Here is a 22,787-nt window from a genome sequence, read left to right on the forward strand (position 1 = left end):
GGCGCGCTACCCGGTTCCCGGCTTCCGCGGACCCGCATCGCGATGCGCGGATCGGAAGTGATTGGCGGACAGCGGTTTGCTGGTCGTGCCGGGGGCGTTGCCGGTGCCTATCGGGCACTGCTCGGCCTGTCGAAAAAGCCCTGATCCGGCGCACCGGTAAGCTATAGCAATGGCGGATGTCGCGGATTCCGACCTAGTTGCGGGGGAACGACGCGCTGATCTCGAGCGCGCGATGACCTATGTGTCCACCGAATCGCAGCCCGATGGCAGCTACATCATCAACGGCGACCTGCCGCCGGATGTCGCGCCGCCGTTCATTCGGGCGATCATGCGGGTGGAGGCTGAGCTGCTGCTGAACGATGCGGAACTCGTAACGGTCGATGAGGGAGAACCACGCACGCCCGAGCAGCGCCGGGCCGACGCGTTCGTCGCGTTGATACTCCGGGTGGACGACCGTCGGTCGGCCTGAGGGGCGGACCTTGCACTCGATACCCCTGAGTGCTAAAAAGGGCTTGGCACTCTCGACGTGTGAGTGCCAGGTCGGGACGGTGAGACCGGGTTCCATCGACACCCTCGGTCGTCCGTCGCGGGCACCGAACCTGGCCAGCGTAAATGGGGCGATCCAACCGGCGATCGTCCTGTGTGTCAGCCATACACATGGAGGATCTCAACAACGCCATGGCCAAGACAATTGCGTATGACGAAGAGGCTCGCCGCGGCCTCGAGCGGGGTCTGAACGCCCTCGCCGACGCGGTCAAGGTGACGTTGGGCCCCAAGGGTCGCAACGTTGTCCTGGAGAAGAAGTGGGGCGCCCCCACGATCACCAACGATGGTGTTTCCATCGCCAAGGAGATCGACCTGGAGGACCCGTACGAGAAGATCGGCGCCGAGCTGGTCAAGGAAGTCGCCAAGAAGACCGACGACGTCGCTGGCGACGGCACCACCACCGCCACCGTGCTGGCCCAGGCGCTCGTACGTGAGGGCCTGCGCAATGTCGCGGCTGGCGCCAACCCCCTCGGCCTGAAGCGCGGCATCGAGAAGGCCGTCGAGGCCGTCACCACCAAGCTGCTCGACACCGCCAAGGAGGTCGAGACCAAGGAGCAGATCGCCGCTACCGCCGGTATCTCGGCGGGCGACTCGTCCATCGGTGAGCTCATCGCCGAGGCCATGGACAAGGTCGGCAAGGAAGGCGTCATCACCGTCGAGGAGAGCAACACCTTCGGGCTCCAGCTGGAGCTCACCGAGGGTATGCGCTTCGACAAGGGCTACATCTCCGGTTACTTCGTGACCGACCCGGAGCGTCAGGAAGCGGTCCTCGAGGATCCGTACCTCCTGCTGGTCGGTTCCAAGGTTTCCACCGTCAAGGACCTGCTGCCGCTGCTGGAGAAGGTCATCCAGGCCGGTAAGCCGCTGCTGATCATCGCCGAGGACGTCGAGGGCGAGGCCCTGTCGACCCTGGTCGTGAACAAGATCCGCGGCACCTTCAAGTCCGTTGCCGTCAAGGCGCCGGGCTTCGGTGACCGTCGCAAGGCGCAGCTCGCCGATATCGCCATCCTGACCGGTGGCGAGGTCATCAGCGAAGAGGTCGGCCTCTCCCTGGAGACCGCCGGCATCGAGCTGCTCGGCCAGGCCCGCAAGGTCGTCATCACCAAGGACGAGACCACCATCGTCGAGGGCGCGGGCGACGCGGAGGCCATCAAGGGCCGCGTTGCGCAGATCCGCACCGAGATCGAGAACTCGGACTCCGACTACGACCGCGAGAAGCTGCAGGAGCGCCTGGCCAAGCTGGCCGGTGGTGTTGCGGTGATCAAGGCCGGTGCCGCGACCGAGGTCGAGCTCAAGGAGCGCAAGCATCGCATCGAAGATGCCGTGCGCAACGCCAAGGCCGCCGTCGAGGAGGGCATCGTCGCCGGTGGTGGCGTGGCCCTGCTGCAGTCGGCTCCGGCTCTGGACGACCTGAAGCTGGCCGGTGACGAGGCGACCGGTGCGAACATCGTGCGCGTCGCGCTGTCGGCTCCGCTGAAGCAGATCGCGTTCAACGCGGGCCTCGAGCCCGGTGTTGTCGCCGAGAAGGTCTCGAACCTGCCGGCGGGCCACGGCCTGAACGCCGACTCGGGCGAGTACCAGGACCTGCTGGCCGCCGGTGTCGCCGACCCGGTCAAGGTCACCCGTTCGGCCCTGCAGAACGCGGCCTCCATCGCGGCCCTGTTCCTGACCACCGAGGCCGTTGTCGCCGACAAGCCGGAAAAGGCCGCCGCTCCCGCGGGCGACCCGACCGGTGGCATGGGCGGCATGGACTTCTGAGTCCCGCTCCCCAGCAACACCTTTAGCCCCGAAGGCCGGTCCACCACCTGGTGGACCGGCCTTCGGCCTTTCTTGCAATAGCTGGGCGGTCGGTCGAGACACGCACTGACTCACCAGCTTTGCGGCTACCGGCGGTCTTCGGTCAGGAGCGTCGCGCGAATTTCGTTTGCCAGGTGGAGACTTCCGGCGGCAATGAACTTTTGACGCCGGTTCATTGCGTTCTTGATGTCCGATAATGAACCCAGATCGTAGTTCAGCGGGATTGATGCTCCGTGCAGATCTACCACGCTGCCTCCTGCGGCGTGCAGAATATAGTGACCAGGGGACAGGTCCCAGATTGCGAATCCCTTGGCAAATTCCACCATCGCGTCAGAGAATCCGGCGGCAACGTGACACAATCCAATCGAGCCGAAATCGACACCAATACGACCTCTCGCTTTTCCGTCATGAGATGGTTCGCTGAGGGCCTTGATAAGTCGATGTTCTCTGGCAAGCGGCTGAAATCGATGTTCGGGGCGCATCATGTAATTAGTGACGAGTGCCTCGGAAAGGCTCGTGTCCGAGGGGTTGTCAAGAATGTGTTCGCGGCCGTCGGCGGTTATGATGAGTGCTCGGTCATGGCCTTTGTTTTGCCGGGTCGCCATATATATCTGAACATGATGGAAAATATCTCCCACCACCGCAATGATCGGGCGGGCCAGGGCGCGTGAGTAAACCATGATATGCGTATAACCGCACAGTCCACGAACTGCCAATTCGCTGGTATCCAGAGGATCGACCAACACGCATAGATCTGGATCGGCTTCATCTCCGATGACTTCCGGATCGGCTTCCTCTGATGCGTAAACGAACGAAGGGATATGTTCGACCAGCACCTCTTTGTACCGTTCATGCATCCACAGGTCATAGTCGGACAGGAAGTTGTCTTTATGACGTAGGTTCTCATTTTCTGCGCGGCGGCCGGTAAGTGCAGTACCGATTAGTTGTGGACGGATCTCTTCGATCATCTGGCGCACTGCGGCGGCGATGCGTTTCGCGAGGTCGGGGGCCATGCTCGAGCTGTTCATCGAGCTATCGCCTCGTGTGGGTGTCATCGCAACTCCAGCGGAGGTTCGATTCCGGGTGGGCTCATCGTGGCTGCGATAAAGATAGCTTCGAAGCCCGCCGCGCGCATGATTTTGGCTCCGGTCAGATCATCGAAGCCAGCTACTTCCAGGTCACGGCCTTTGGTCATCGCGCCGAATACGGCAAAGTACAGCTCGGCTTTCGGATACTGTGCCCTCACCCGACTCGCAAGATAGCCGACCACGTCGGCGTGTTTGACCTCGAAGTCGCAGATAAAGATGGCGGGTGCCGGTCTGGTTTCGGGAAAATATGATGCATCGTCCAGATCGATCCCATCCCGGATCTTGTTGCAACGGAGGTAGCCGATCTTGCAGCGAGAGAAGCGCGATGAAGCAAGGAAAGTCGCCATCACAAGACCGGCTTCGTTCACGCCGAAGCACGCGTCGACATCCAAGCGTTTGCCAACGTTCTTGATTTGCCGTGACAGTCGTTCGATGCCGTCCCCGAATGTCTCCCATGTCAAATCCAACAACTGACCCGGTTGTGGATTTGGTAGCGAGCATACAAGGATGTCGGAGTTCCCATATTCGATAGTGGGCACCGAAAGAGTGAACTCGCCGCCCACCTGCCTTGTCATTCTGTCCGACACCGAATCGAGTTCGTCTGTCGATGATTTGGCGCGTGTCCGATCAGGCGCGGTTCCCGATCGAGCTCGAGTGTTTGCCGTGAACTGCTTGAGCGACAGCTGATCCTCAATCGGCAAGCGTTCGTAGGCCTCGGCGATCAACTCGGTTGGCGACACGTGTTCGTCCGATGCTCCAAGCGGGCCGCGACCATAGGCGGCGCACAAGATCAGCACACTCGAGAACGACGGAGGCGATCCTTGGCCACGACCTCGCGCCCACGTTTCCCAAGCGTTGATAGATGTCCCGCCCAGACTTGTCTGATTACCGGTGACTTCGTTGTAGCGCTCAGCTGCAAGCTCTTGGGACAAGCCAGCCGCGTACCGGTATGCCTGCAAACTCAGCACGTCTGGGTACCGGGCCGAAAGTTCTGTAGCTGCGCTCCTTACCGACCCCAGTTCGGCCCACAACCTCCTGCCCACAGCGGCCATCTCTCGACCGCGTGCTTGCGGGCTCAACGGTTGCGGCACGAGTCTCGCCTTCCGCGCCCCTGATGAGACTCCCACGTGCATCCCCCTTTGTGTTCAGGAACCGCAGCGGCAGTTGAACTTACCCATTCCGATGGGCAGTAGGCGGATGTATGGCCGAAACTGCAGGTCAGAGCACCCACAAACCTGGTGATGGTTGAACCGCCACACAGGTGTCACGAGCCAGTTCGGGTGCGACGCTGGATCCAGCACCCACCCGGCGGGCGCGCTCCGAGACCTCTCCCAATGCAGATGCATCACCAGCAGTGAGCGGTGTTCATCGCCTCGCCGGGTGGCGTGCAACCAAGAACACGCATAGACGGCAGGGGTGAGACGCGATGGGATTCAACTGGTGGCGAGAGGCCGAGTCCGACGACACGTCGGTACAAGCGATCATCGACCGCGTACAGGACGAATGGCGGGCTGCGCGCCGACGCGACCGGGTTGGTGCTCCCCAGCCCGACGCCGGATTGTGGCCTGGCGGGTGGCCGCACGAGGCACCGGACCACGCGCTCAGCCTCACCGAAGCGCACTCGACCATGCAGCGGCACAAGGCATGTCGGACCGATCAATGTCCGCGTAAGGCGGCGGCACGGCAAACACTGATCAACGCGGGCCGGATGAAGCCGGACGCTTCGCGGGAGTACTGATGACCTTCGTGCACGGTAGCCCACTCGGATGCGTGGGGGATGGCACCACCGAATTCCCTGACCGCCCCAATAATGCCCCGACCTCTCACTTCAGCCGCCCACGTGTCGACCGGCCACACGCCGAGATCGGAACCCAGCGGTGCGCGATGATTGGTACAGCGAATTACTTTGCCCACCAACAGAAATCGGCGGCCACCTATCTCGATGTTTCCGCCAACGACCACGGCCATGAGAAAGGTCTACTCGTCCACCGTGCGCTTACTCGGGTGGGCGACTCCGATCCCCATGTCATAGAGATCGGCCCTGGCGGTGGAGCGGCCGTCGCCTTCCTGGCATCCCAACTCGAGGTCGAGCCCCGCAACGTTCGTCTCACCCTCATCGAGGCACCCGGCGTAACGTCGAATTCCCTCACTCAGACCATCGACCGCTTCAATACGGTCGGCAAGTGTGCACTCGTACGCGGCTGGGCACATGACATCGCGGCACTGGTCACCGACCCTGTCGATGTCATCAGCGCGTCGGCGCTGCTGCACGAGGTCTACTCCTACGGCGGTGCCTACAGCGGCCTGCACACCATGATCCGGACGTTTTCGACCGTGCTGAAGCCCTACGGTTCTTCGTTTACCGCGACGTGTACGCCGTAGACGCACCCGTCATTGCACGAGCCCGCCGTCCAGTTCTACAGCGCCCCAGCATGGTTGCAGTTCCTGCGCCTGTTCCTGCCGCACTACCTACACCACGGCACCCATCCCTACCACCACCACGCCGATGAGGTCATCGTTCGCCAGAACTCCCGGATCGTCGCCGCGCCGGCACTCGCCCCCCGCGTCTGCGCCGTCATCCACGCCCCGATCGGATTGTTCCGCAAAGCGCAACGCCACTACATCACGCTGCGCGACCACGTATGGCGTTCGGGCATCTTGGGATTCACGCCGGTACTCGACGGTCAACTCGCGGGGGACTGGATCGATTTCCGCACCGGTCACAAGCGTGTGCACTTCGCATTCGCCGATAGCGCATGGATGTCGACCAACGACCGCGCCGACGTCCAGGCGGTCAGTGAATCCTACGGTGATTACTGGCGCTCCGTAGTGTTCGGTCCTGCCGGATTCCCAGATGCCGGTCAGGGACCGCAACCCCTCGGACACGGCTCGAGCTTGTGGCTCGTCCTGGGTCGGCGCGGTGATAGACAACTCAGGATCCTCTGAACGGGCAAGCGACGATGTGGACTAATTCGACGCGATGGTCAGGTTGTCTGCTGCGCGGTCGGTGGGTTGGCCCTTCTGGCCGACCTTCGCAACGGGCGCTTCGACTTTGGCATCCTCTGCCGTGGGTGTCTCGGGTTCGGCGTTGACGACTGTTGGGGTGGCTGTGGGTGTTTCGGGTTCGCTGTCGACAACCGTCGGGGTGGCAACAGGTGTCTCGGGTTCGGCTTTGACGACCGTAGTGGCGACCGCCGGTGTCTCGGGTTCGATCGTTGGGGTAACTGCGGGCGGCTCGGCTTCGGTCTCGGCAACCGGCTTTTCGAGCGAAGCCGAGCCGGGTTCGAGTTCGGTAACCGTCGCGGGTTCGAGTTCGGTGACCGGTGCGTCGGTGTTCGGCTCAAGTTCGGCGGCAGCGGCGACGCGCAGCCGTTCGGCGAGTTCGTTGAAGATGTAGAAGTTCGGGATCTGGCCGACGGGGGTGAGGGATACCCAGATGCCGTCCACCTTCATGCGGACCAATCCGCTTCGGGCGTCGATCAATTGGATCTGTTCCCAGGCGAAGGCCCTGCTGCGGAAGTAGAGTGCGGTCAGATCGAGGGCGATCTCGCCGAAATAGACCGTCGCACAGTCGTCGATGGCGGCGACGGCACGGGGGAGCTGGGCCAGGGTAATGGCCGACTGGATGGCCTTGCCCCAATCGCGGCCGTCGGCGAACAGGGTGTCGTCGAATGCGGCCTCGGCGCCGTCGGGGCCGGTCATGTGCAGCGAATATTCCGTGAGCGCGGAATTCTGGAACGGGATGACCTGCTGGCGCACTTCGGCGCTGTCCCATCGGAATCCGGCGATCTGTTCGCCGGAGCGGTACACGGTCATGCCGTAGTCGAACAGGTCGAGCCGTGCGGCGCGGTGCCGACGATTGTGCCGCCCGCGGAAGAACGCCATCGAGGCGGGGATCAAGGCGAGCAGACCGACCGCGAGTGCACCCTGATATGCGCCGACCGTTGCGCAGATGACACCAACCGCGGCGAATCCGCCCGCGACGATCCCGCAGCCGCGCATAAAAGTGTCACGCGCAGGCGCCGGTAGAAAGGTCTGCCGGTGTGTGCCGAGCTTCTGATATTCGGACATCAGGTGGATCAGCTGCGACAGTGGAACCTTTTGTGGCCCGCCGGTTCCGACATCGCCATGGCTCGGAGTGGTCAATTGTCCCTCCATGAGGCGGTTTTCCTCCGCGGCGAAGCGTATGTCACTCGACCGGAGGCCGCCACCCCAGTCCGCTCGCGTACGGTTGATCGAGCTTACGTCATGGCGGTGGTGCGGCCGCGGACCGCACGGGCGTTTCGCCGGGAAAACCCGAAGGCCGGTCCGTTTGGCGAACCGGCCGTACGCCGGATCAGATGCCGTCGACGGTCAGCACGGCGAACGGAGTGACCGGGGTGCCCGGTCCCATCGGCCCGCCCTTGTCGAATTGGGAGGACACGACCAGGGTCCGATCATTGTTGCGGATCAAGGTGGTAGGGATGCGCAGGGATTCATCGGTGACGGTGCGCTCCAATTCGACGCTCGCCCCATCGTCGCTGATCTTCCAGCGGGTAATCGTATTGCTGGCATTCTGGGCCGCCCACAGCGTATCGCCGTGCAATTCCAGTCCGTCGCCATGTTTCAGGTCGGCGCCGCGCATGGTGACCTTGCGGATCGGATCCGGCGAATTCGATGCGGTCGCAACGCGATACAGCTCCCCGGAATCCATATCGACGATCAGCAGATAGCGACCGGAATCATCGGAGACGATGCCGTTCAATGTGAACGCGTCCGGTGCGTGCGTGCTGATGGTGCCGCTCAGGTCGAATTGTGTTGTCAGATCGGCCCGTCCGCCATGTGCCGCCGCATCGGTGACCTGCTCCGGCGTGATCCGGTAGACCACCGGGCGCAGGCTGTCGGTGAGGTAGGCGGTGCCGTTCGGCGTGATGGCCAGATCGTTCACCAGGCGCGGTCCGGTGCCGGCGACATCGAAGCGGGCGATCAGTGCGCGGCTGGTGGTGTCGTAGACCGCGACCCCGGCCGTTGAGTCGATCACCCACAGTCGCCCCGCCGCATCGACTTTCAGTCCATTGGCGGTCTTGCGGCCGTCGGCCCCCTCGGGCAGGAAGGTCTCGGCGCGCTTCGCGCCGGGTGTGGCTCGGTAGATGGCGCCGTTGGCGTAGGAGCCGACATAGATGTCGCCGGTGCGGGGATCGGCGGCGATGCCTTCGGGGTAGACGCGGTCGCCGGGCAGTTCGTATGCGGTGCTGATGCGCGTGGTCGGTTGGCTGACGTTCGTGGCCTTCGGTGTCTCCGTCGCCGTTGCGCAGGCCGCGACGGCGGTGCAGGCAATGGCGGTGGCGATGGTCGAGATGGTGCGGAACATGCTCATGGCTCCTGGGTGGGGTCGAACATCCGAATGCATTCGCATCTTGGAATGAGCACGAAGTTATATTAGAACTCTAACTAACGTCAAGGGGCTAATGAGAAGTTGGGCAGATACCATGCGGACATGACGTCCATGCACTCCTCCGAGCGCCTCGGCTCCTACATCAAGCGCGCCGAACAGGCTCTCAACTCGGCGAAGAGTGCGGCGCTCAAACCGGCGGGCCTCACCGTTCCCCAGTACGGGGCCCTGCTGTTTCTCATCGAAAACCCGGGCATCAACGCCGCGGCGCTGGCCCGCTTGTGCGGGGTGACCCCGCCGACCATGAATACGATCCTGACGAATCTCCAGGACCGCGGCCTCATCGAGCGCACACCCCACGCCTGGCACAAGAACGTCTTGGAGACCCGACTCACCGAAGCGGGCGCAGCGCTCGCGCAGCAGGCGGATGCGAATGCCGTGCGCGTGGAGCGCGCATTGGCCGCCGAATTCACCGAAGCCGAGCATGCCGCCCTGTGCGGACTGCTCACCCGCTGCGCCGACCTGCTCGACTCGATCCGCCCCGAATCCGCGCCGAAGAAATAGCTCCCGGTCCGATCGGTCCGGGAGCTATTGGGGAGCAGGGATTCTCACGCCGGAGCGACTGCCGCCGTTTCGGTGCGTGCTGGTCGGCGCAGGGTGGCGACGCCGAGTGCGAGGGCGACGAAGCCGACCGCGGCCGAGGTCCAGGGGAGCCAGCCCGCGCCCGAGGAATCCAGCACCGTGCCACCGAGCAGTGAGCCGATGCCGCTGCCGAGGTAGATGGCCGAGCCATTGAGGCCGAGTGCGACGGTCGGCGCGTCGTGGGCAATGGCGAAGAGTCGGAATTGCTGCGGGATCAGGATCGCGGACCCGAAGAGGCCGGTCACGCCGAGTACGGCGTAGACCGCCCAGGTGGCGTGGGTGGCTGGGCCGAGCAGGAGCAGTCCGATGAGGCTGCCGACGAGTCCGACGGTCAGCGTGCGCGCCGGACCGAAACGGTCGACGGCCCGGCCCGCCTGCGCATTGCCGATGACCTGACCGATGCCCATCACCAGCAGCAGCCATGCGAGCTGTCCCTGCGGCACCGATGGGGTGACGACGACCGGCAGGTAGACGATGGTGGTGTAGGCCGCGGTCATCTGCAGCGTCGTCACCAGCAGTACCCGCAGCACGGCGGGCCGCGCGAGTACGCCGACGCGATCGCGCAATCCGGTGCTCGGCAGGGTGACCCGCGGCAGCAGCACCACCAGCGCCGCCGCGACGGCACCGCCCGCGGCGATCGCCCAGAGCACACCGCGCCAGCCGATCCACCGCTCGACGAAGATGCCGATCGGCACGCCGGCGACCGCGGACAACGTGATCCCGGCGGTGACGACCGACAGTGCCCGCCCCCGGTGCGCGTCATCGGCGACGACTCCGGCCACGGCAAAGGCATTGGCCTGGAATGCCGCCGCGCCGATCGCGGCCGCGATGCGCGCTCCGGCCATGACCGAAAAGTCCTGGGCCGCAGCCTGTCCGATCATGCCGAGGACGAAAAGCACCGCGCCGCCACCCAATACCCAGCGTCGGTCCCAGGATCCGGTCGCGGCCGCGATGACCGGTGAGGCGATGGCGTAGGTCCAGGCGAACATGGTGGTGAGCTGGCCCGCGGTGGCCACCGAAACGTCCAGATCGTGGGCGATGAGCGCAAGCATGCCGTTGAGTACGAAACCGTCTGTGCCCAGCACGAAAGTGCCGACGGCGAGTGGAATCAGAGATCGATAGATATTGTTCGATGGTTGTCGAAGCATCTTATGATGCTGCGATATAATTCGATGGTTGTCAAACGATCGGAGGATGAACGTGCGTCAGCTACCGCAGCCGAGCACCGGCGACCTGGACCTGATCCGGGTGCTCAGCGCCATCGCCGATCCCATTCGGCTGGAACTGATCCGCGGGCTCGCCGGGGTACGCGAGCCGCTCAGCTGCGCCATCGATAAATTCGATGTGGAGATCACCGCCGCGACGGCATCGCATCACTGGAAGGTGCTGCGCGATGCGGGCGTCACGACCACCTATGTCTCCGGCCGCAACCGGCTCGTCGAGCTGCGCCGTGACGATCTGGAGGAACGCTTTCCGGGTCTGCTCGACGCGATCATCAACGCCTCGCAACGCTGACCCGGTCTCGAATGGGGTTTCGGCAGTGGCGGTTCGGGCGAACCGGAACTGTCCGCTGTCCGGTCGCACACCGTTGACCTGTTCAAACGCCCCAAAAGTAGTGGCTTTACCGTCGACGTCGAAGCGGGTGCACTTGGAGCGAGGGCAAGCCTCGCAAGTCATTCGGGGGGGTGGCGACTATGAATGCAATCTGGGTGCAGGTCACGGCCGGGCTGCTGTTGTTCGGCACGATCGCGTACATCAGTCTTGCGGGCGGCGGTCGACGGAGTCGAAATCGCCGCAGGAGCAGCCGATGGAGTGCGGGCGGCCGCGGCGGCGACAGTGGCGGCGGGTCCAGTTACGGTGGCGGCTCCAGCTGTGGCGGCGGGTCCAGTTGTGGCGGTGGCTCGAGCTGTGGCGGTGGCTCGAGTTGCGGTGGCGGATCCGGCTGCGGCGGCGGCGGTGGCGGCGGCGGTTGTGGTGGTGGCGGCAGCAGCTGATCCATTGCGTCAGTGCCGCTTCGGTGGCAGCAGGCTCTGAACTGCCGTATCCACCAATGTCCTGCGCTGGGCGTCGGTGCTCGGGAGTGCGTCGGGGGAGACGCGGGCCAGTTGGTTGAAGCCGTGGTAGATGCTCACGGCGACAACCGCTCTGGTCCGCGCCTGTCCGGCGGTCAGACCCAATTCGCGCAGCAGTTCGGCAATGTAATCGATGCGCCGGTCCGCGACCCGGCGCAATGTCGCTGCAACCGCGGCCTGGTCCGCAGAGGCCAAGAGCGCCAATTCGATCCGTCCGGTGGCGGCGTAGTCGATGACCCGGGCGAACAGTCGCTGCAACCGCTCGGCCGGATCGGTCTCGACACCGATCTCGGCGATCACATCGTCGGTGCTGCGCTGTTCCCAGCGCGCCAGTGCCGCATCGATGAGGGCCGCGCGATCCTTGAAATGCCAGTAGAAGCTGCCCTTGGTGGTGCCGAGCCGCTTGGCGATGGGTTCCACCGCGACCGCCGCGAGGCCGCCCGCGGCCAGTGCGTCCAGCGCGGCCTGGGCCCAGTCGTCGGCGCTGAGTCGTCGCGGCGCCGACGACTTCGCGGTCGCACTCCTGCCCTCTTGTGCCATGCCCGTACGCTATCGTATGGTCAGTCCATACGCTTCCGTATGGACTGACCGGAGGAATGTGATGCCTGCTCGTGGACGAGTCGAGATTCCCGAAAGGGCGGCCCTGGCGCGCGCATCGGGATCGAATTGGGATTACATCGATTCCTACGAAATAGCATTGCCGCCGGGCGCTCCCGCCGATCCGCGTGAATGGACCCGAAAGATATTCTTCGGCAAGCCTTTTCCGGATCATGAAAGCGACGAACGTGAGCATGTGACGGCCGATGCGATGTCGGTCCTCGACTTTCTCGTCTCGGTTCTCGTCGACGATGGCGCGGTCACCATCACCTCCTTGGTAAAATACCGAAGTGATTGGGGCCGACGGTATTTCGCCGTCGTTCGCCCATTCCACCGTCGGCTGGTGCCGTGGATGCTGGCACGCGCCGCCCGTGAATTCGCCCGCGTCGGCCGCTGACACGCCATGCCGGGCGGTTGCGGCGACGACTTCGGGCCGACGGCCGTAGGCTGAATCCATGTCTGGCGACACTCGGATCGGCGGTGTGCTCTACGACATCGACGGCGTGCTGGTGACCTCATGGCGCGAGCTCGAGGGCGCCGCTGACGCCGTGCGCCGGATACGCGAAACCGGTTTGCGCCGAGCGTTTCTCACCAATACCACTTCACGCACCTGCGACGAGATCGCCGAGCGGCTGCGGGGCGCCGGATTCGATGTCGACGCCGACGAGATCGTCACCGCCGCCCGGCTCACCGGTGAGTATGTGGGCCGTCGCTATCCGGATGCGCGGGTCTGGGTGCTCAACCACGGCGATATCCGGCCCGATCTCGCTGATCTCACCCTCGATGACGAACATCCGGATGTCGTCGTAATCGGCGGTGCCGGTGCGGAATTCACCCACCGCGCGCTGAGTCGGGTGGCCGAGCTGATGCTGGACGGTGTGCCGGTCGTCGCGATGCACAGCGGCCTGACCTGGGCCACCGATGACGGACTTCGCATCGACTCCGGTGCGTATCTGCCGGGTCTGGCGGCCGCTGGCAATGCCGAGATCACGGTGATCGGCAAGCCCGAGGCGGCGGGATTTCGGACCTGCGCGGACCTGATGGGGCTCGATCCGGCAGAGGTGTTGATGATCGGCGACGATCTGCACTCCGATGTGCTGGCCGCCCAGCGGGTCGGCATGACCGGAGTTCTGGTGCGCACCGGGAAATTCCGGTCCGCGGTGTTAGCTGGGGCGGCGTCGGCGCCGGATCACGTCATTGATTCCGTTGCGGATCTGCCCGCGTTGTTGAAAGGTCTCCGGAACAACGGAAAATAATTCTAAAAAACTCCTGCAAAACACTTTCGGCGTGCCGAACCTCTCGGTGTCGTCCGCGTCGGCAAACAGCCAGTGACGAGGTGTGTGGCGGTAGCTAGATCGGACAGAAGCGAGATTTCGGCGCAATAGCAACCGGGCGGCCAACTTTCGGCTAACACGATGTCGGCCGAAGGTTGAGACGAACAGCCCGATCCATGACAAGGGCATCGGACGCTTAGGTATTGTCTGGCCCAATGTCACAGGATGCGAATACGGGACGAATGTATGCCGGGCAACCCGTAGAGGACCGGCAACGTCAGCGGCGTGCGCGTTTTCTGGAATCGGGCCTTACGGTCTTTGCGCGCGATGGCTACGCCAATAGTTCGGTCGGCGCGATCTGTAAGGACGCCGGACTCTCCTCACGTCAGTTCTATGAGGAGTTCACCGGCCGCGAGTCCCTCCTACTCGAGCTCTACGAGCAGATCGATAGGGAATCGCGCGAAGCGGTAACCGCCGCCCTCGACAAGAAGTCGGATGCGACCGCCCTGGAACTCATCGACGCGGCCGTGCGCGCTTACGTCGAATCCATCGGCGCCGATCCGCGTAAGGCGCGCGTGGCGCTGGTGGAGGTCGTCGGCGCCGGGCCGAAGGTCGAGAAGTTCCGGCTGGAACTGCGCCGGGTCTGGGGTTCGCTACTCGCCAGCGCCGCCGAGGATGCCGCCATGCAAGGCGAAATCCCCACGGGCGATTACGAGATGCGGGTGCTGGCCATCATCGGCGCGGTCAACTATGTGGTCGACTCCTGGAGCGGTTCGGATCCGCGGCCGCCGCTCGACGATGTGATCCGGGTGCTCAGCCGAGTGATCATGGGTGCGGTCGGCGCGTAGCACGGGTCGCTCCGGTCGATCGGTGATCATCGCGCGGTACGGTGCGCATCATGGAGAAGGTTCCCATCCAGATGCCGGATGGCAGCACCGTGCCGGTGCGGCTGTTTCCGGCGAGCGGGACGCACCGTCATCCGGTGACGCCGGACGCGCCCCGTCCGGTGGTGGTGCTGGTGCCCGGCCTCGGTGTTCCGGCGGGGTACTACGAACTGTTCGCCACCGCACTGTCCGCCCGCGGTTTCGACGCGGCCATCGGCGAATTGCGCGGTGGCGGTGACAGCAGGCCGCGCCCGAGCGCCGCGAGCAGCTACGGCTACCACGAACTGGTCTCGGTCGATTTCCCGGCGATCTTCTCGGTGGTGCGCGACCGATTCCCGGACAGCACCCCGTACCTGCTCGGCCACAGCATGGGCGGCCAGCTCGCCGTGCTGTACGCCGCACGCATTCGTGGCCGGCTCGGCGGACTGATCCTGATCGCCTCCGGCACCCCGTATCACCGTGGCTTCCGCGGGATTTCGGGTCCCGGCATGCTGGTCGGCACCGCGGCCATCTCGATGACGGCCAATCTGGCGGGCTTCTGGCCCGGTGACCGGATCTCGGTGGGCGGGTTCGGGCGCCAGTCGAAAGTGCTGATCTCCGATTGGGCCCGGCTGGCCCGCACCGGTCGCTTCCAGCCGGTCGGGGCGGATATCGACTACGAGGAGCGGATCGGCAGGCTGAAGCTGCCGGTGCTGTCCATCACCATGACCGATGACGATCTCGCGCCCGGCAGTTCGGCGGCGCATCTGCTGGCGAAGATGCCCAAGGCCGACGTGACGACCTGGGTGCAGCCGGAATCCCTGGGACACAACGGCTGGATCCGCAAATACAGCAGCACCGTCGATCAGGTCGAGAAGTGGTTGCGGGACCGCTGACGCTGCTAGAGGGTGACCGCCAGCTTGCCGAGGGCGCCACCGGTGAACTCGGCGATCGCCGTTGCGGCCTCGGCCAGTTCGTAGCGCTTGGTGATCGGGATGCGCAGTGTGCCCGCCGCGGCATCTGCGACCAGGCGATCCAGATTGGCCCGGCTCGGATCGGCCATGACATCGATGGTGGCCAGATCGCGATCGGCGGCGTCGGCCGGGACGAAATGCACCGTGGAGGCGAATCGACCACCGCGGGTGACCAATCCGGCGACGGTTGCGCCGTCACCAGCCAGATGCAGTGCGGCTGGCACGCCATCGGGGGCGAGTTCGCGAACTCGGTCCACCAGGTCGGCGGGATCGACGGCATGGTGGGCGCCGAGTGCCATGACGAAGTCGGTTTCATCGCCGGGCCGTGCCGTGGCGATGACGACAGCGCCGCGGGCCGTCGCCAGTTGGATGGCATAGCCGCCCACGCCGCCGGTCGCACCCGAAATCACTAGGGGTGCATCGGGTTTCGGTTCGAGCGCGTCGAGTGCGGTGAGCGCGGCCGTCCCGGCGAGGCCGAGTGCGCCCGCTGCGGCGTCGTCGAGGCCGGAGGGGATCCGCGCAATGCCGTAACCCGCTGGCACCGCCACATATTCGGCGAGGCTGCCCTGCCCCAGCGTTGCCCGCATGACGACACCGAATACCTTTTCGTCCACGGCCAGGTCGGTGACCTGCGCGCCGACGGCGGCGATGGTGCCCGCGAAATCCTTGCCGAGCACGACCGGGAACTCGTGCTCGAACACCCCGCGCAGATAGCCGCCGAGCACGCCGAGGTCGAAGCCATTGATCGAGGTGTGCCGCACCCGGACCAGCACTTCGTCGGGTCCGGGTACGGGCACGGGCAATTCGGTGAGGGTCGCGGGCCGGTCGAAGTCGGTGAACGCGATTGCGCGCATTGCTGTGTCTCGCTTCCTATTTCGTGGGGGTGAGGTTGGCGGCTCGTTGCCATGAGGCGTGCAGTGCGGCGATGACCAGGTCGAGTTCGGATTCATCGCGGGGCGCGTAGAGCATGACGATCGTGTCCGGCCATTCCGGCCGCCTGGTGATCGGATGCGGTTCGATCCAGCCCGCCTCGGTCAGTGGCGGTATGACCTCGCGGGGCAGGGTGAGGTGGAGAAATCCGCTCCGGTGGATGTGGCCGAATTCGTCGCGGCTCGGGTGCAGGAAGGCTTCCCACGGTCCGCGTGGATCGCGCAACCGCAGGGCGAGCGAGCTCGGTTCCGAAACCTGGCTCGGCCCGGTGAATACGTCGGGTAGCGCTTGGGCGTATTCGATCACGGCGGCCCGGATCCCAGCCGGAGAGAAGCCGTCGAGCTGGTCGTGCGGTATTTCTCGGCCGGTCGTGGTCGGCCGGACACCGGACCGGCGCGGCGGAGCCGCGAGATCAATATCCATGTCTCACCACACTTTCTGTTCGTTGGTTACTTCTTGTGTGTAAGTGAGATCTTGTCGACAATGGGCTGGTGGCGGAAGAAGGCACTTTGACCCGCGTACCGAACACCGATGTGCGTGCGGTGACCGGTGATGAACCGATCGGCGAGGGGGCGGCGCTGTGTCAGCTCCGCGATGTGCTGGATCGGGTCGGCGACAAGTGGAGTGTGCTGGTCATGGCCTTGCTGACCGATGGGCCGCAACGGTATTCGCAGTTGCAGCGCTCGATCGAGGGGATCTCGCAGCGCATGCTCACCCTCACGTTGCGCAGCCTCGAACGTGACGGTCTGGTCGCGCGCACGGTGACGCCGACCTCGCCGCCGCGGGTGGATTACCAGCTGACACCCGTCGGTGCGACGCTGTCGACGCAGGTCAACGCGCTCATCGATTGGGCGCAGGGGCATCGCGAATATGTGGCGAGCGCGCGCCTGCGCTACGACGAGGCGCAATCGGGTAAGTCGTCATAGGCTGGGGTCGTGTCGAATGAGCAACGGCGGCAATTGCATCGGGAGATCGTCGCGGAGTTCCGCGCCAATGCGGGGGTGGTCGGCGGCCAGTTCGCGAACATACCCCTGCTGCTCCTCACCACGACCGGTGCGCGCACCGGCGCGGTATTCACCTGGCCGCTGGCCTACCAGCGCGACGGTGATCGAGTAGTCGTGTTCGCCGCCAATGGCGGGCGGGAGAGCCGTCCGGGGTGGTACCACAATCTGGTCGCGCATCCCGAAGCCGCCGTCGAGTTCGGGAACGAGTCGTGGTCGGTGATCGCTTCGGTTGCCGAAGGTGCTGAGCGGCAACAGCTTTGGGAGCGTCAGTTGGTGGTCTCGCCGTTCCTGGCCGATTTTCAGGCCAAGGTGTCCTGGGAGATCCCGGTCGTGGTACTCACCCGGACGAACGGGACTTCCTAAACGCGGCTGGGCTTTCCGCCGAGATGCTTGCCGAATCCGTCGAGCATCGCGGTGAGGCCGATCTCGAAGTGATCGCTGTCCGCGGCGGCATCGGCGGCCGCGGCGAGGGTGTTGTAGTTCGGAGCGTCCGGCGCGGGCTTGCGGCTGCGCTGTGCCGCGACGGCGGCCACCGTATGGCTCAGGATGTGCCCGACCACGTATTCGCGCAGGCAGCGGGCGAACTGCAGGGCCACCGCGGGCGTGAAGCCGACGCCCTGCAGGCGTTCCAGCATCCAATTTCCGGTCTCGATCGCGACGGCGCTGCGGACCGGTCGGGTGGCGAAGATCGGCACCGCATTCGGGTGCCGCCGCAACGCCGAACGCAGCCGATGCGCATAGGCGCTCATCAACTCCGGCCAATCGGCCTGCCACGGCAGCGTTTCCATCTCCAGCTCGCCGAACATCGCCTCGGCGATGCCGTCGAACAGCTCCTGCTGATCGGTGAAGTGCCGATAGGCCGCCATCGGGTCCGCGCCGAGCGCCGCACCCAATTTCCGCATGGTGAAGCCGTCGAGCCCGGCGGTATCGATGACGGTCAGTGCCACCGCGGCGATGTAATCACGGTTGAGTGCGGTCCGGGTGCTCGGTGTCGGTTGCCTGCGCCCGGCTGGTCGGTTCATCGCAAGGTCCCTTCGCCCATTTCGTCGAACAGTTCGAGCAGCCGATCGACGAATTCCTCCGGCCGCAACTGGTAGGGCACATGCCCACCCGGGAATTCCACACAGTCCCGGCCGAGTTCGCCAGCCAGTGCGTGGGTGGCGAGGTAGTACGGCTTGCCGACACTCTCGCGCCCGGTGCCGAGCCGCCATGGCACCTCGACCTTCCGCAGGGCGGCCAGGTCCGGCTGATAGTCGAAGCAGAAGGCGGGCAGTTCGCGGACGAGCAGCAGGTCGGCATTGTGCAGCTGACGGGTCATGGTCGAGGGCCGAGTTCGGGTAATCCGCCGCAGCGTGGCTCCGATCGTCAATGAAACCCGAGTTCCGCCCGCCATCAAGGCCTGTCCGAAGCTCGACCGCAATACCCGTGGCACATTCGGCATCGTCAGCACGCCGAATGCGGCGAAGGCACGCAGCGGGCTCTTCTCGATCGCGAGCCCGCCGATCTCGGCGAGCTCCGAACGCGCCGGACTCGCCTCGGGCAGCAACTGGACGAGCGGTGCTTCGTGCACGACCGCGTCGTTGAGCCGGTCGGCGTGCGCGGCGAGCAGTTCCAGCGTGATGATCGCCGCGCCACTGCTGCCGAAGATATGGGCGCGGTCGATGGCGTATGCGTCGAGGATCGCGATGACATCGGCCGCCTGCGTCGCGATATCGATCGCGGCGTGCGGATCGGTGAACGGGCTGCGCGAGTTGCCGCGTCGGTCGAAGGTGACGACGCGGTAGCGGCCGGTCAGTAGTGGGACGACCGCCTCGTACATTCCGGCGTCACCGCCGCCGCCGGGGATGAGGACCAGGTCCGGTCCGGTTCCGGCCGATTCGGTATGCAGTCGCGCGCCGGGGGTCTCGACGATTCGTACGGCGCTCTCGCTTGTCACGTCTACAACGTAGACTAAGTCTACGTTGTAGACAACGGCGCGAAAATCGGCCCGGTGCACGCTGCACCGGGCCGGGGGATGGCTCAGGCGGACCGCTCCATCAGCATCTGGGTGAAGAACTCGTAGATGAGTCCGGCCTGGAATGCGGACTGTTTGTTGTCGGCCGCGCCGCCGTGGCCGCCCTCGATGTTCTCGTGGTACCAGACGGTGCGGCCCTGTTCCTCGAGCAGTGCGGCCATCTTGCGAGCGTGACCAGGGTGTACCCGGTCGTCGCGGGTGGAGGTGGTCAGCAGGATCGGCGGGTAGGACCCGTCGGCGCGGACGTTCTGGTACGGCGAATACTTGCTGATGTACTCCCACTCCTCGGGCTTATCCGGATCGCCGTATTCGGCCGTCCATGACGCACCGGCCAGCAGCAGGTGGTAGCGGCGCATATCGAGCAGCGGGACCTGGCAGACGATGGCGCCGAACAGTTCCGGGTAGCGGGTCAGCATGACGCCCATGAGCAGGCCACCATTGCTGCCGCCCACCGCACCGAGTTGCTCCGGGGTGGTAATGCCGCGGTCGACCAGATCCTTGGCGATCGAGGAGAAGTCCTCATAGACCTTGTGCCGGTTGGCCTTCTGCACCGAGGTATGCCACTGCGGGCCGTATTCGCCGCCGCCGCGGATATTGGTCATCACCCAGGTGCCGCCGCGTTCCAGCCAGCCCATCCCGGAGGCGCCGCTGTAGGCGGGGGTGCGCGAGACCTCGAAGCCGCCGTAGCCCGACATCACCGTCGGGCCGGGGGTGCCCTTGCGATCGCGGTGTCGGATCACGAAGTACGGCACCATGGTTCCGTCATCGGACCGGGCGAAGAACTGCTCGGTCTCGACGCCATCGGCGTCGAAGAAGCCCGGTTCCTGTTTGAGTTGTTCGGTCCGGCCGCCGACCGCGCTGGCCAGCAGGGTGGCCGGAGTGGTGAATCCGCTTGTGGTCAGCATGAATTCGTCGCCGCCCTCGAGCGGATCCAGATTCATTACGCTGGTGGTCGCCATCGGTGGGGTGTCGGCCAGCGGTTCCCGGTGCCAGCCGTCCGGGCCGGGGGTGAGGACGTAGAGCTTGGTCTGCACATCCTCCAGGGTGATGAGCAGCAGATGGTTCTCGGTCCAGCCGTAGCCGTGCAACGAGGTGTGCGCGTCCGGGGTGAAGACCACCTCGAATTCCCTTGCGCCGGAGAGGAACTTCTCGAAGTCGATGGCCAGTAGCGCACCGGCGGGGTAGGTGGTGTCGGCGATCGTCCACGGCGACTTCAGGCGCACCAGGAACCAATCCTTGTACCAGGATTCGCTGGCATCGGTCGGCACGTCGAGATGCCGCAGGCTGCCGTCGCCTTCGAGCAGGTAAACCTCTTCATTGAAGAAGTCGGTGGCGCGGCCGACGAAATGCCGTTCGTAGCCCGGTGTCCGGTCGTAGCCCGCGGAGACCGCGACATCGCCGGGCTCACCCTCGAATACCGTCTCCGCCTCGGTGAGCGGGGTGCCGCGCCGCCAACGCTTGGCGATGCGCGGATATCCGGAATCGGTGAGCGAGCCGGGACCGAAATCGGTGCCGACATAAACCGAGTCGATATCGATCCAGCGGATCTCGGACTTCGCCTCGGGCAGGAAGTAGCCGCCGTCCGCCGGATCGATGAATTCCCTTGTTTCGATATCGAATTCGCGCACCACCTTGGCATCGGCGCCGCCGCGGGACAGGCTGATCAGCGCGCGCGACTGTTCCGGGCGCAGCACCGCGGCGCCACCCCATACCCAGTTCTCGTGCTCCGCGGTGCCGAGCGCGTCCAGGTCGATCAGCACATCCCAGTCCGGCGACTCCTTGGCGTATTCGGCGAAGGTGGTGCGCCGCCACAACCCGCGCGGATGCTCGGCATCGCGCCAGAAGTTGTAGAGCCACCGGCCGCGGCGGCCCGGGTAGGCGATCTTGGTATCGGTGTCGAGCATGTCGAGGATGCGGCGCTCGAGTTCGGTGAACCGATCGGAACTGGCAAAACGCTCGACGACCACGTCGTTGTGCGCGCGGGCGAAGTCGAGGGCCCGTTCATCGGTTACTTCTTCGAGCCACAGGTAGGGATCGGTCACAGTTAACTCAACGCCCGTCATGTCCACATTGTTGCCGAGGGTCCTCGGAAGGTGAGATATCACTCGCTAAATCGGGCATATCGGGCACGTTGTTACGGGTTGCCCGACATCGGGTCCGCGGGTGTCGTACCTACCGGTCGGCTCAGTAGGATCGCTGCTCCGAGACCGATCCGACCGGGAGGTGGCCGGTTTGCCACAGTTTCTCTGGGAGCAGCACTGCTGCCTGCCGCTACTGCATTCGGCGCGGATCGCGGACCTTGCGCGGTATCCGCTCGGATCGTATTTATCGGTGAACGTGGGATATTCGCGGCAGTCGACCGAGGATTCGCTGGCATTACTGCGCAAGTTCCGTCGGGATGCGCTGGGCGACGGTCGTTTCCGACTGGTCGAGCGATTCGCCGATATCGGTGCGGCCGATGCCATTGCGCTGGCCTTCGATCTGGAGGATTCGGGGCCGCTCGGCGGCGATCTGGATAACGTCGAGATGTTCTACGAGTTGGGTGTTCGCTCACTGCTGCCGACCTACAACCACGCCAATGCGGCCGGTTGCGGTTGCCTGGACACCGACGACACCGGGCTGACCGCCTACGGTCGCGACTTGGTGCGCAAGCAGAACGAGGTCGGCGTATTCGTCGACGGTTCGCACTGCTCGCCACGGACCGGACTGGATCTGGCCGAGTGCACCGCGGTCCCGATGATCTACAGCCATTCGAATTTCGCGGCATTGTGGGAGCATCCGCGCAATATCACCGATGCGCAGGCACTGGCCTGTGCGGCGACCGGTGGGGTCATCGGCATCAATGGGGTGGGAATCTTTCTGGGGCAGAATGCGATTGATGGGCGTGCCGCGCGGGTGCGGGCCATGGCCGCGCATATCGAATACGGTGTCGAACTCGTCGGCATCGAACATATCGGCGTCGGCTCCGACTACTCCTTCGACGCCGAGGATTTCAATGACATGCTCATGCAGGATCCGGGTGCGTTTTCCGACGCGTATACGAAATGGGGTCCGCTGCAATGGGTTCCGCCCGAGGATCTATTGGGGCTGAACGAGTTGCCCGGATTGGACGCGGCACTGGCCGATCGTGGATTCAGCGCGGCCGACCGGGCGGCGGTCTTCGGTGGCAACTTCGCCCGTGTCGCCCAGCAGGTCTGGCGGGACTAGCGGCGTGCGTCCTGTCGGCCGTCGCGGTCGGACCGGGAGTTGAGCGGATCCGATCGAACTCGGTGGACAGTGTCGTGGCCGGTGTCGTGGTGGGTGGTCCCGGCGACGTTTGTCCATCCGCCGTGGGGACGGTCGCCGGCCGTGTCGACCTCGGGCGGCCCTGTTGACGGTTGTCCGCGGTGACGAGGTCGGGCGGCCCTGTTGACGGTTGTCCGCGGTGACGAGGTCGGGCGGCCCTGTTGACGGTTGTCCGCCGTGACGAGGTCGGGCGGCCCTGTTGACGGTTGTCCGCCGTCACGAGGTCGGTCCGTCGTGTCGACGACTGTCTGCCGCGCCGATACAACTGTCCGCCGCTCGGACCGGGAGTCGAGTGGATCCGAGCGAGCTGGCTGGACGGTGCGGTGTGGG

Annotated in this window: 25 protein-coding genes; 14 read left to right on the forward strand and 11 right to left on the reverse strand. The window is 64.9% G+C overall.

The window, feature by feature from the left end; translation table 11 throughout:
- The first annotated feature begins 169 nt into the window (after positions 1–169).
- Positions 170–469 (forward strand): hypothetical protein, encoded by a 300-nt coding sequence (locus ACQP0C_RS03920; protein ID WP_433730624.1) that lies wholly within the window; start codon positions 170–172, stop codon positions 467–469.
- 209 nt (positions 470–678) lie between these two features.
- Positions 679–2,304, forward strand: a complete 1,626-nt coding sequence (gene groL / locus ACQP0C_RS03925; protein ID WP_433730626.1) for a chaperonin GroEL — start codon at positions 679–681, stop codon at positions 2,302–2,304.
- 125 nt (positions 2,305–2,429) lie between these two features.
- Here groL and ACQP0C_RS03930 read toward each other — a convergent pair whose 3' ends face one another.
- Positions 2,430–3,371 carry an inositol monophosphatase family protein gene (locus ACQP0C_RS03930; RefSeq protein WP_433730628.1) on the reverse strand — a complete coding sequence of 314 codons (942 nt, stop codon included), beginning with the start codon at positions 3,369–3,371 and terminating at the stop codon, positions 2,430–2,432.
- A 23-nt stretch (positions 3,372–3,394) separates the two neighbouring features.
- The gene (locus tag ACQP0C_RS03935) at positions 3,395–4,399 is read right to left on the reverse strand and encodes a hypothetical protein (RefSeq protein ID WP_433730630.1); all 1,005 of its coding nucleotides are present in this window, start codon (positions 4,397–4,399) and stop codon (positions 3,395–3,397) included.
- A gap of 458 nt (positions 4,400–4,857) precedes the next feature.
- On the opposite strand from ACQP0C_RS03935, the gene ACQP0C_RS03940 reads away from it, so the two are divergent.
- Genes ACQP0C_RS03940 through ACQP0C_RS03950 form a run of 3 tightly spaced genes read left to right on the forward strand, consistent with a single transcriptional unit; the run spans position 4,858 to position 6,377 of the window.
- Positions 4,858–5,169 (forward strand): hypothetical protein, encoded by a 312-nt coding sequence (locus tag ACQP0C_RS03940; protein WP_433730632.1) that lies wholly within the window; start codon positions 4,858–4,860, stop codon positions 5,167–5,169.
- The gene (locus ACQP0C_RS03945; RefSeq protein WP_433730634.1) at positions 5,169–5,813 is read left to right on the forward strand and encodes a hypothetical protein; all 645 of its coding nucleotides are present in this window, start codon (positions 5,169–5,171) and stop codon (positions 5,811–5,813) included. The genes ACQP0C_RS03940 and ACQP0C_RS03945 overlap by 1 nt, the downstream gene beginning before the upstream one ends.
- Before the next feature lie 12 nt (positions 5,814–5,825).
- Complete coding sequence (locus ACQP0C_RS03950; RefSeq protein ID WP_433730636.1) at positions 5,826–6,377, forward strand: hypothetical protein; 552 nt, start codon at positions 5,826–5,828, stop codon at positions 6,375–6,377.
- Between the two features lie 21 nt (positions 6,378–6,398).
- On the opposite strand, the gene ACQP0C_RS03955 is transcribed toward ACQP0C_RS03950, so the two are convergent.
- Both ACQP0C_RS03955 and ACQP0C_RS03960 read right to left on the reverse strand, forming a co-directional pair.
- The gene (locus ACQP0C_RS03955; protein ID WP_433730638.1) at positions 6,399–7,577 is read right to left on the reverse strand and encodes a DUF6585 family protein; all 1,179 of its coding nucleotides are present in this window, start codon (positions 7,575–7,577) and stop codon (positions 6,399–6,401) included.
- A 190-nt stretch (positions 7,578–7,767) separates the two neighbouring features.
- Positions 7,768–8,781, reverse strand: coding sequence for an SMP-30/gluconolactonase/LRE family protein (locus ACQP0C_RS03960; protein WP_433730640.1), 1,014 nt, complete (start codon positions 8,779–8,781; stop codon positions 7,768–7,770).
- A gap of 126 nt (positions 8,782–8,907) precedes the next feature.
- Here ACQP0C_RS03960 and ACQP0C_RS03965 point away from each other — a divergent pair, with 126 nt between their 5' ends.
- Entirely contained in the window at positions 8,908–9,366 is a 459-nt protein-coding gene (locus tag ACQP0C_RS03965; protein WP_433730642.1) for a MarR family winged helix-turn-helix transcriptional regulator, read from the forward strand.
- A gap of 44 nt (positions 9,367–9,410) precedes the next feature.
- On the opposite strand, the gene ACQP0C_RS03970 is transcribed toward ACQP0C_RS03965, so the two are convergent.
- The gene (locus ACQP0C_RS03970) at positions 9,411–10,592 is read right to left on the reverse strand and encodes an MFS transporter (protein ID WP_433730644.1); all 1,182 of its coding nucleotides are present in this window, start codon (positions 10,590–10,592) and stop codon (positions 9,411–9,413) included.
- Between the two features lie 46 nt (positions 10,593–10,638).
- Here ACQP0C_RS03970 and ACQP0C_RS03975 point away from each other — a divergent pair, with 46 nt between their 5' ends.
- Positions 10,639–10,959: an ArsR/SmtB family transcription factor gene (locus ACQP0C_RS03975; protein ID WP_433730646.1), complete on the forward strand. Its 321-nt coding sequence runs from the start codon at positions 10,639–10,641 to the stop codon at positions 10,957–10,959.
- A 488-nt stretch (positions 10,960–11,447) separates the two neighbouring features.
- On the opposite strand, the gene ACQP0C_RS03980 is transcribed toward ACQP0C_RS03975, so the two are convergent.
- On the reverse strand, positions 11,448–12,056 hold the full coding sequence (locus ACQP0C_RS03980; protein WP_433730648.1) for a TetR/AcrR family transcriptional regulator: 609 nt from the start codon (positions 12,054–12,056) through the stop codon (positions 11,448–11,450).
- Here ACQP0C_RS03980 and ACQP0C_RS03985 point away from each other — a divergent pair.
- The 4 genes from ACQP0C_RS03985 (at position 12,055) to ACQP0C_RS04000 (ending at position 15,146) form a co-directional block, all read left to right on the forward strand.
- Positions 12,055–12,510, forward strand: coding sequence for a DUF2867 domain-containing protein (locus tag ACQP0C_RS03985; RefSeq protein ID WP_433730650.1), 456 nt, complete (start codon positions 12,055–12,057; stop codon positions 12,508–12,510). The genes ACQP0C_RS03980 and ACQP0C_RS03985 overlap by 2 nt on opposite strands.
- A 58-nt stretch (positions 12,511–12,568) precedes the next feature.
- Positions 12,569–13,369, forward strand: a complete 801-nt coding sequence (locus tag ACQP0C_RS03990) for an HAD-IIA family hydrolase (protein WP_433730652.1) — start codon at positions 12,569–12,571, stop codon at positions 13,367–13,369.
- Positions 13,370–13,602: 233 nt separating this feature from the next.
- Positions 13,603–14,235 carry a TetR/AcrR family transcriptional regulator gene (locus ACQP0C_RS03995; RefSeq protein ID WP_433730654.1) on the forward strand — a complete coding sequence of 211 codons (633 nt, stop codon included), beginning with the start codon at positions 13,603–13,605 and terminating at the stop codon, positions 14,233–14,235.
- 50 nt (positions 14,236–14,285) lie between these two features.
- Positions 14,286–15,146: an alpha/beta fold hydrolase gene (locus ACQP0C_RS04000; RefSeq protein WP_433730656.1), complete on the forward strand. Its 861-nt coding sequence runs from the start codon at positions 14,286–14,288 to the stop codon at positions 15,144–15,146.
- 5 nt (positions 15,147–15,151) lie between these two features.
- Here ACQP0C_RS04000 and ACQP0C_RS04005 read toward each other — a convergent pair whose 3' ends face one another.
- Together ACQP0C_RS04005 and ACQP0C_RS04010 are read right to left on the reverse strand one after the other, a co-directional pair.
- Positions 15,152–16,078, reverse strand: a complete 927-nt coding sequence (locus tag ACQP0C_RS04005) for an NADP-dependent oxidoreductase (protein WP_433730658.1) — start codon at positions 16,076–16,078, stop codon at positions 15,152–15,154.
- A gap of 16 nt (positions 16,079–16,094) precedes the next feature.
- A complete protein-coding gene (locus ACQP0C_RS04010) occupies positions 16,095–16,577 on the reverse strand; it encodes a luciferase family protein (RefSeq protein ID WP_433730660.1) in 483 nt (160 codons plus the stop codon).
- Positions 16,578–16,645: 68 nt separating this feature from the next.
- Between ACQP0C_RS04010 and ACQP0C_RS04015 the strand changes: the two genes are divergently transcribed.
- Together ACQP0C_RS04015 and ACQP0C_RS04020 are read left to right on the forward strand one after the other, a co-directional pair.
- Entirely contained in the window at positions 16,646–17,080 is a 435-nt protein-coding gene (locus ACQP0C_RS04015; RefSeq protein ID WP_433730662.1) for a winged helix-turn-helix transcriptional regulator, read from the forward strand.
- A gap of 9 nt (positions 17,081–17,089) precedes the next feature.
- Positions 17,090–17,521 (forward strand): nitroreductase family deazaflavin-dependent oxidoreductase, encoded by a 432-nt coding sequence (locus ACQP0C_RS04020; RefSeq protein ID WP_433730664.1) that lies wholly within the window; start codon positions 17,090–17,092, stop codon positions 17,519–17,521.
- Here the strand turns inward: ACQP0C_RS04020 and ACQP0C_RS04025 are convergent.
- The 3 genes from ACQP0C_RS04025 to ACQP0C_RS04035 all read right to left on the reverse strand — a co-directional run bounded on the left by ACQP0C_RS04025 (position 17,518) and on the right by ACQP0C_RS04035 (position 21,235).
- Complete coding sequence (locus tag ACQP0C_RS04025) at positions 17,518–18,180, reverse strand: TetR/AcrR family transcriptional regulator (protein WP_433730666.1); 663 nt, start codon at positions 18,178–18,180, stop codon at positions 17,518–17,520. The two genes, ACQP0C_RS04020 and ACQP0C_RS04025, sit on opposite strands and share 4 nt — an antisense overlap.
- On the reverse strand, positions 18,177–19,094 hold the full coding sequence (locus ACQP0C_RS04030; RefSeq protein ID WP_433730668.1) for an alpha/beta fold hydrolase: 918 nt from the start codon (positions 19,092–19,094) through the stop codon (positions 18,177–18,179). The genes ACQP0C_RS04025 and ACQP0C_RS04030 overlap by 4 nt, the downstream gene beginning before the upstream one ends.
- Positions 19,095–19,177: 83 nt before the next feature.
- Positions 19,178–21,235: a prolyl oligopeptidase family serine peptidase gene (locus tag ACQP0C_RS04035; RefSeq protein WP_433730670.1), complete on the reverse strand. Its 2,058-nt coding sequence runs from the start codon at positions 21,233–21,235 to the stop codon at positions 19,178–19,180.
- 169 nt (positions 21,236–21,404) lie between these two features.
- Here ACQP0C_RS04035 and ACQP0C_RS04040 point away from each other — a divergent pair, with 169 nt between their 5' ends.
- Positions 21,405–22,379, forward strand: a complete 975-nt coding sequence (locus tag ACQP0C_RS04040) for a dipeptidase (protein WP_433730672.1) — start codon at positions 21,405–21,407, stop codon at positions 22,377–22,379.
- Positions 22,380–22,787 lie beyond the last annotated feature (408 nt).

The organism is Nocardia sp. CA-129566 (genome assembly GCF_050956075.1).
In the GTDB taxonomy this organism is placed as follows: Bacteria; Actinomycetota; Actinomycetes; order Mycobacteriales; family Mycobacteriaceae; genus Nocardia.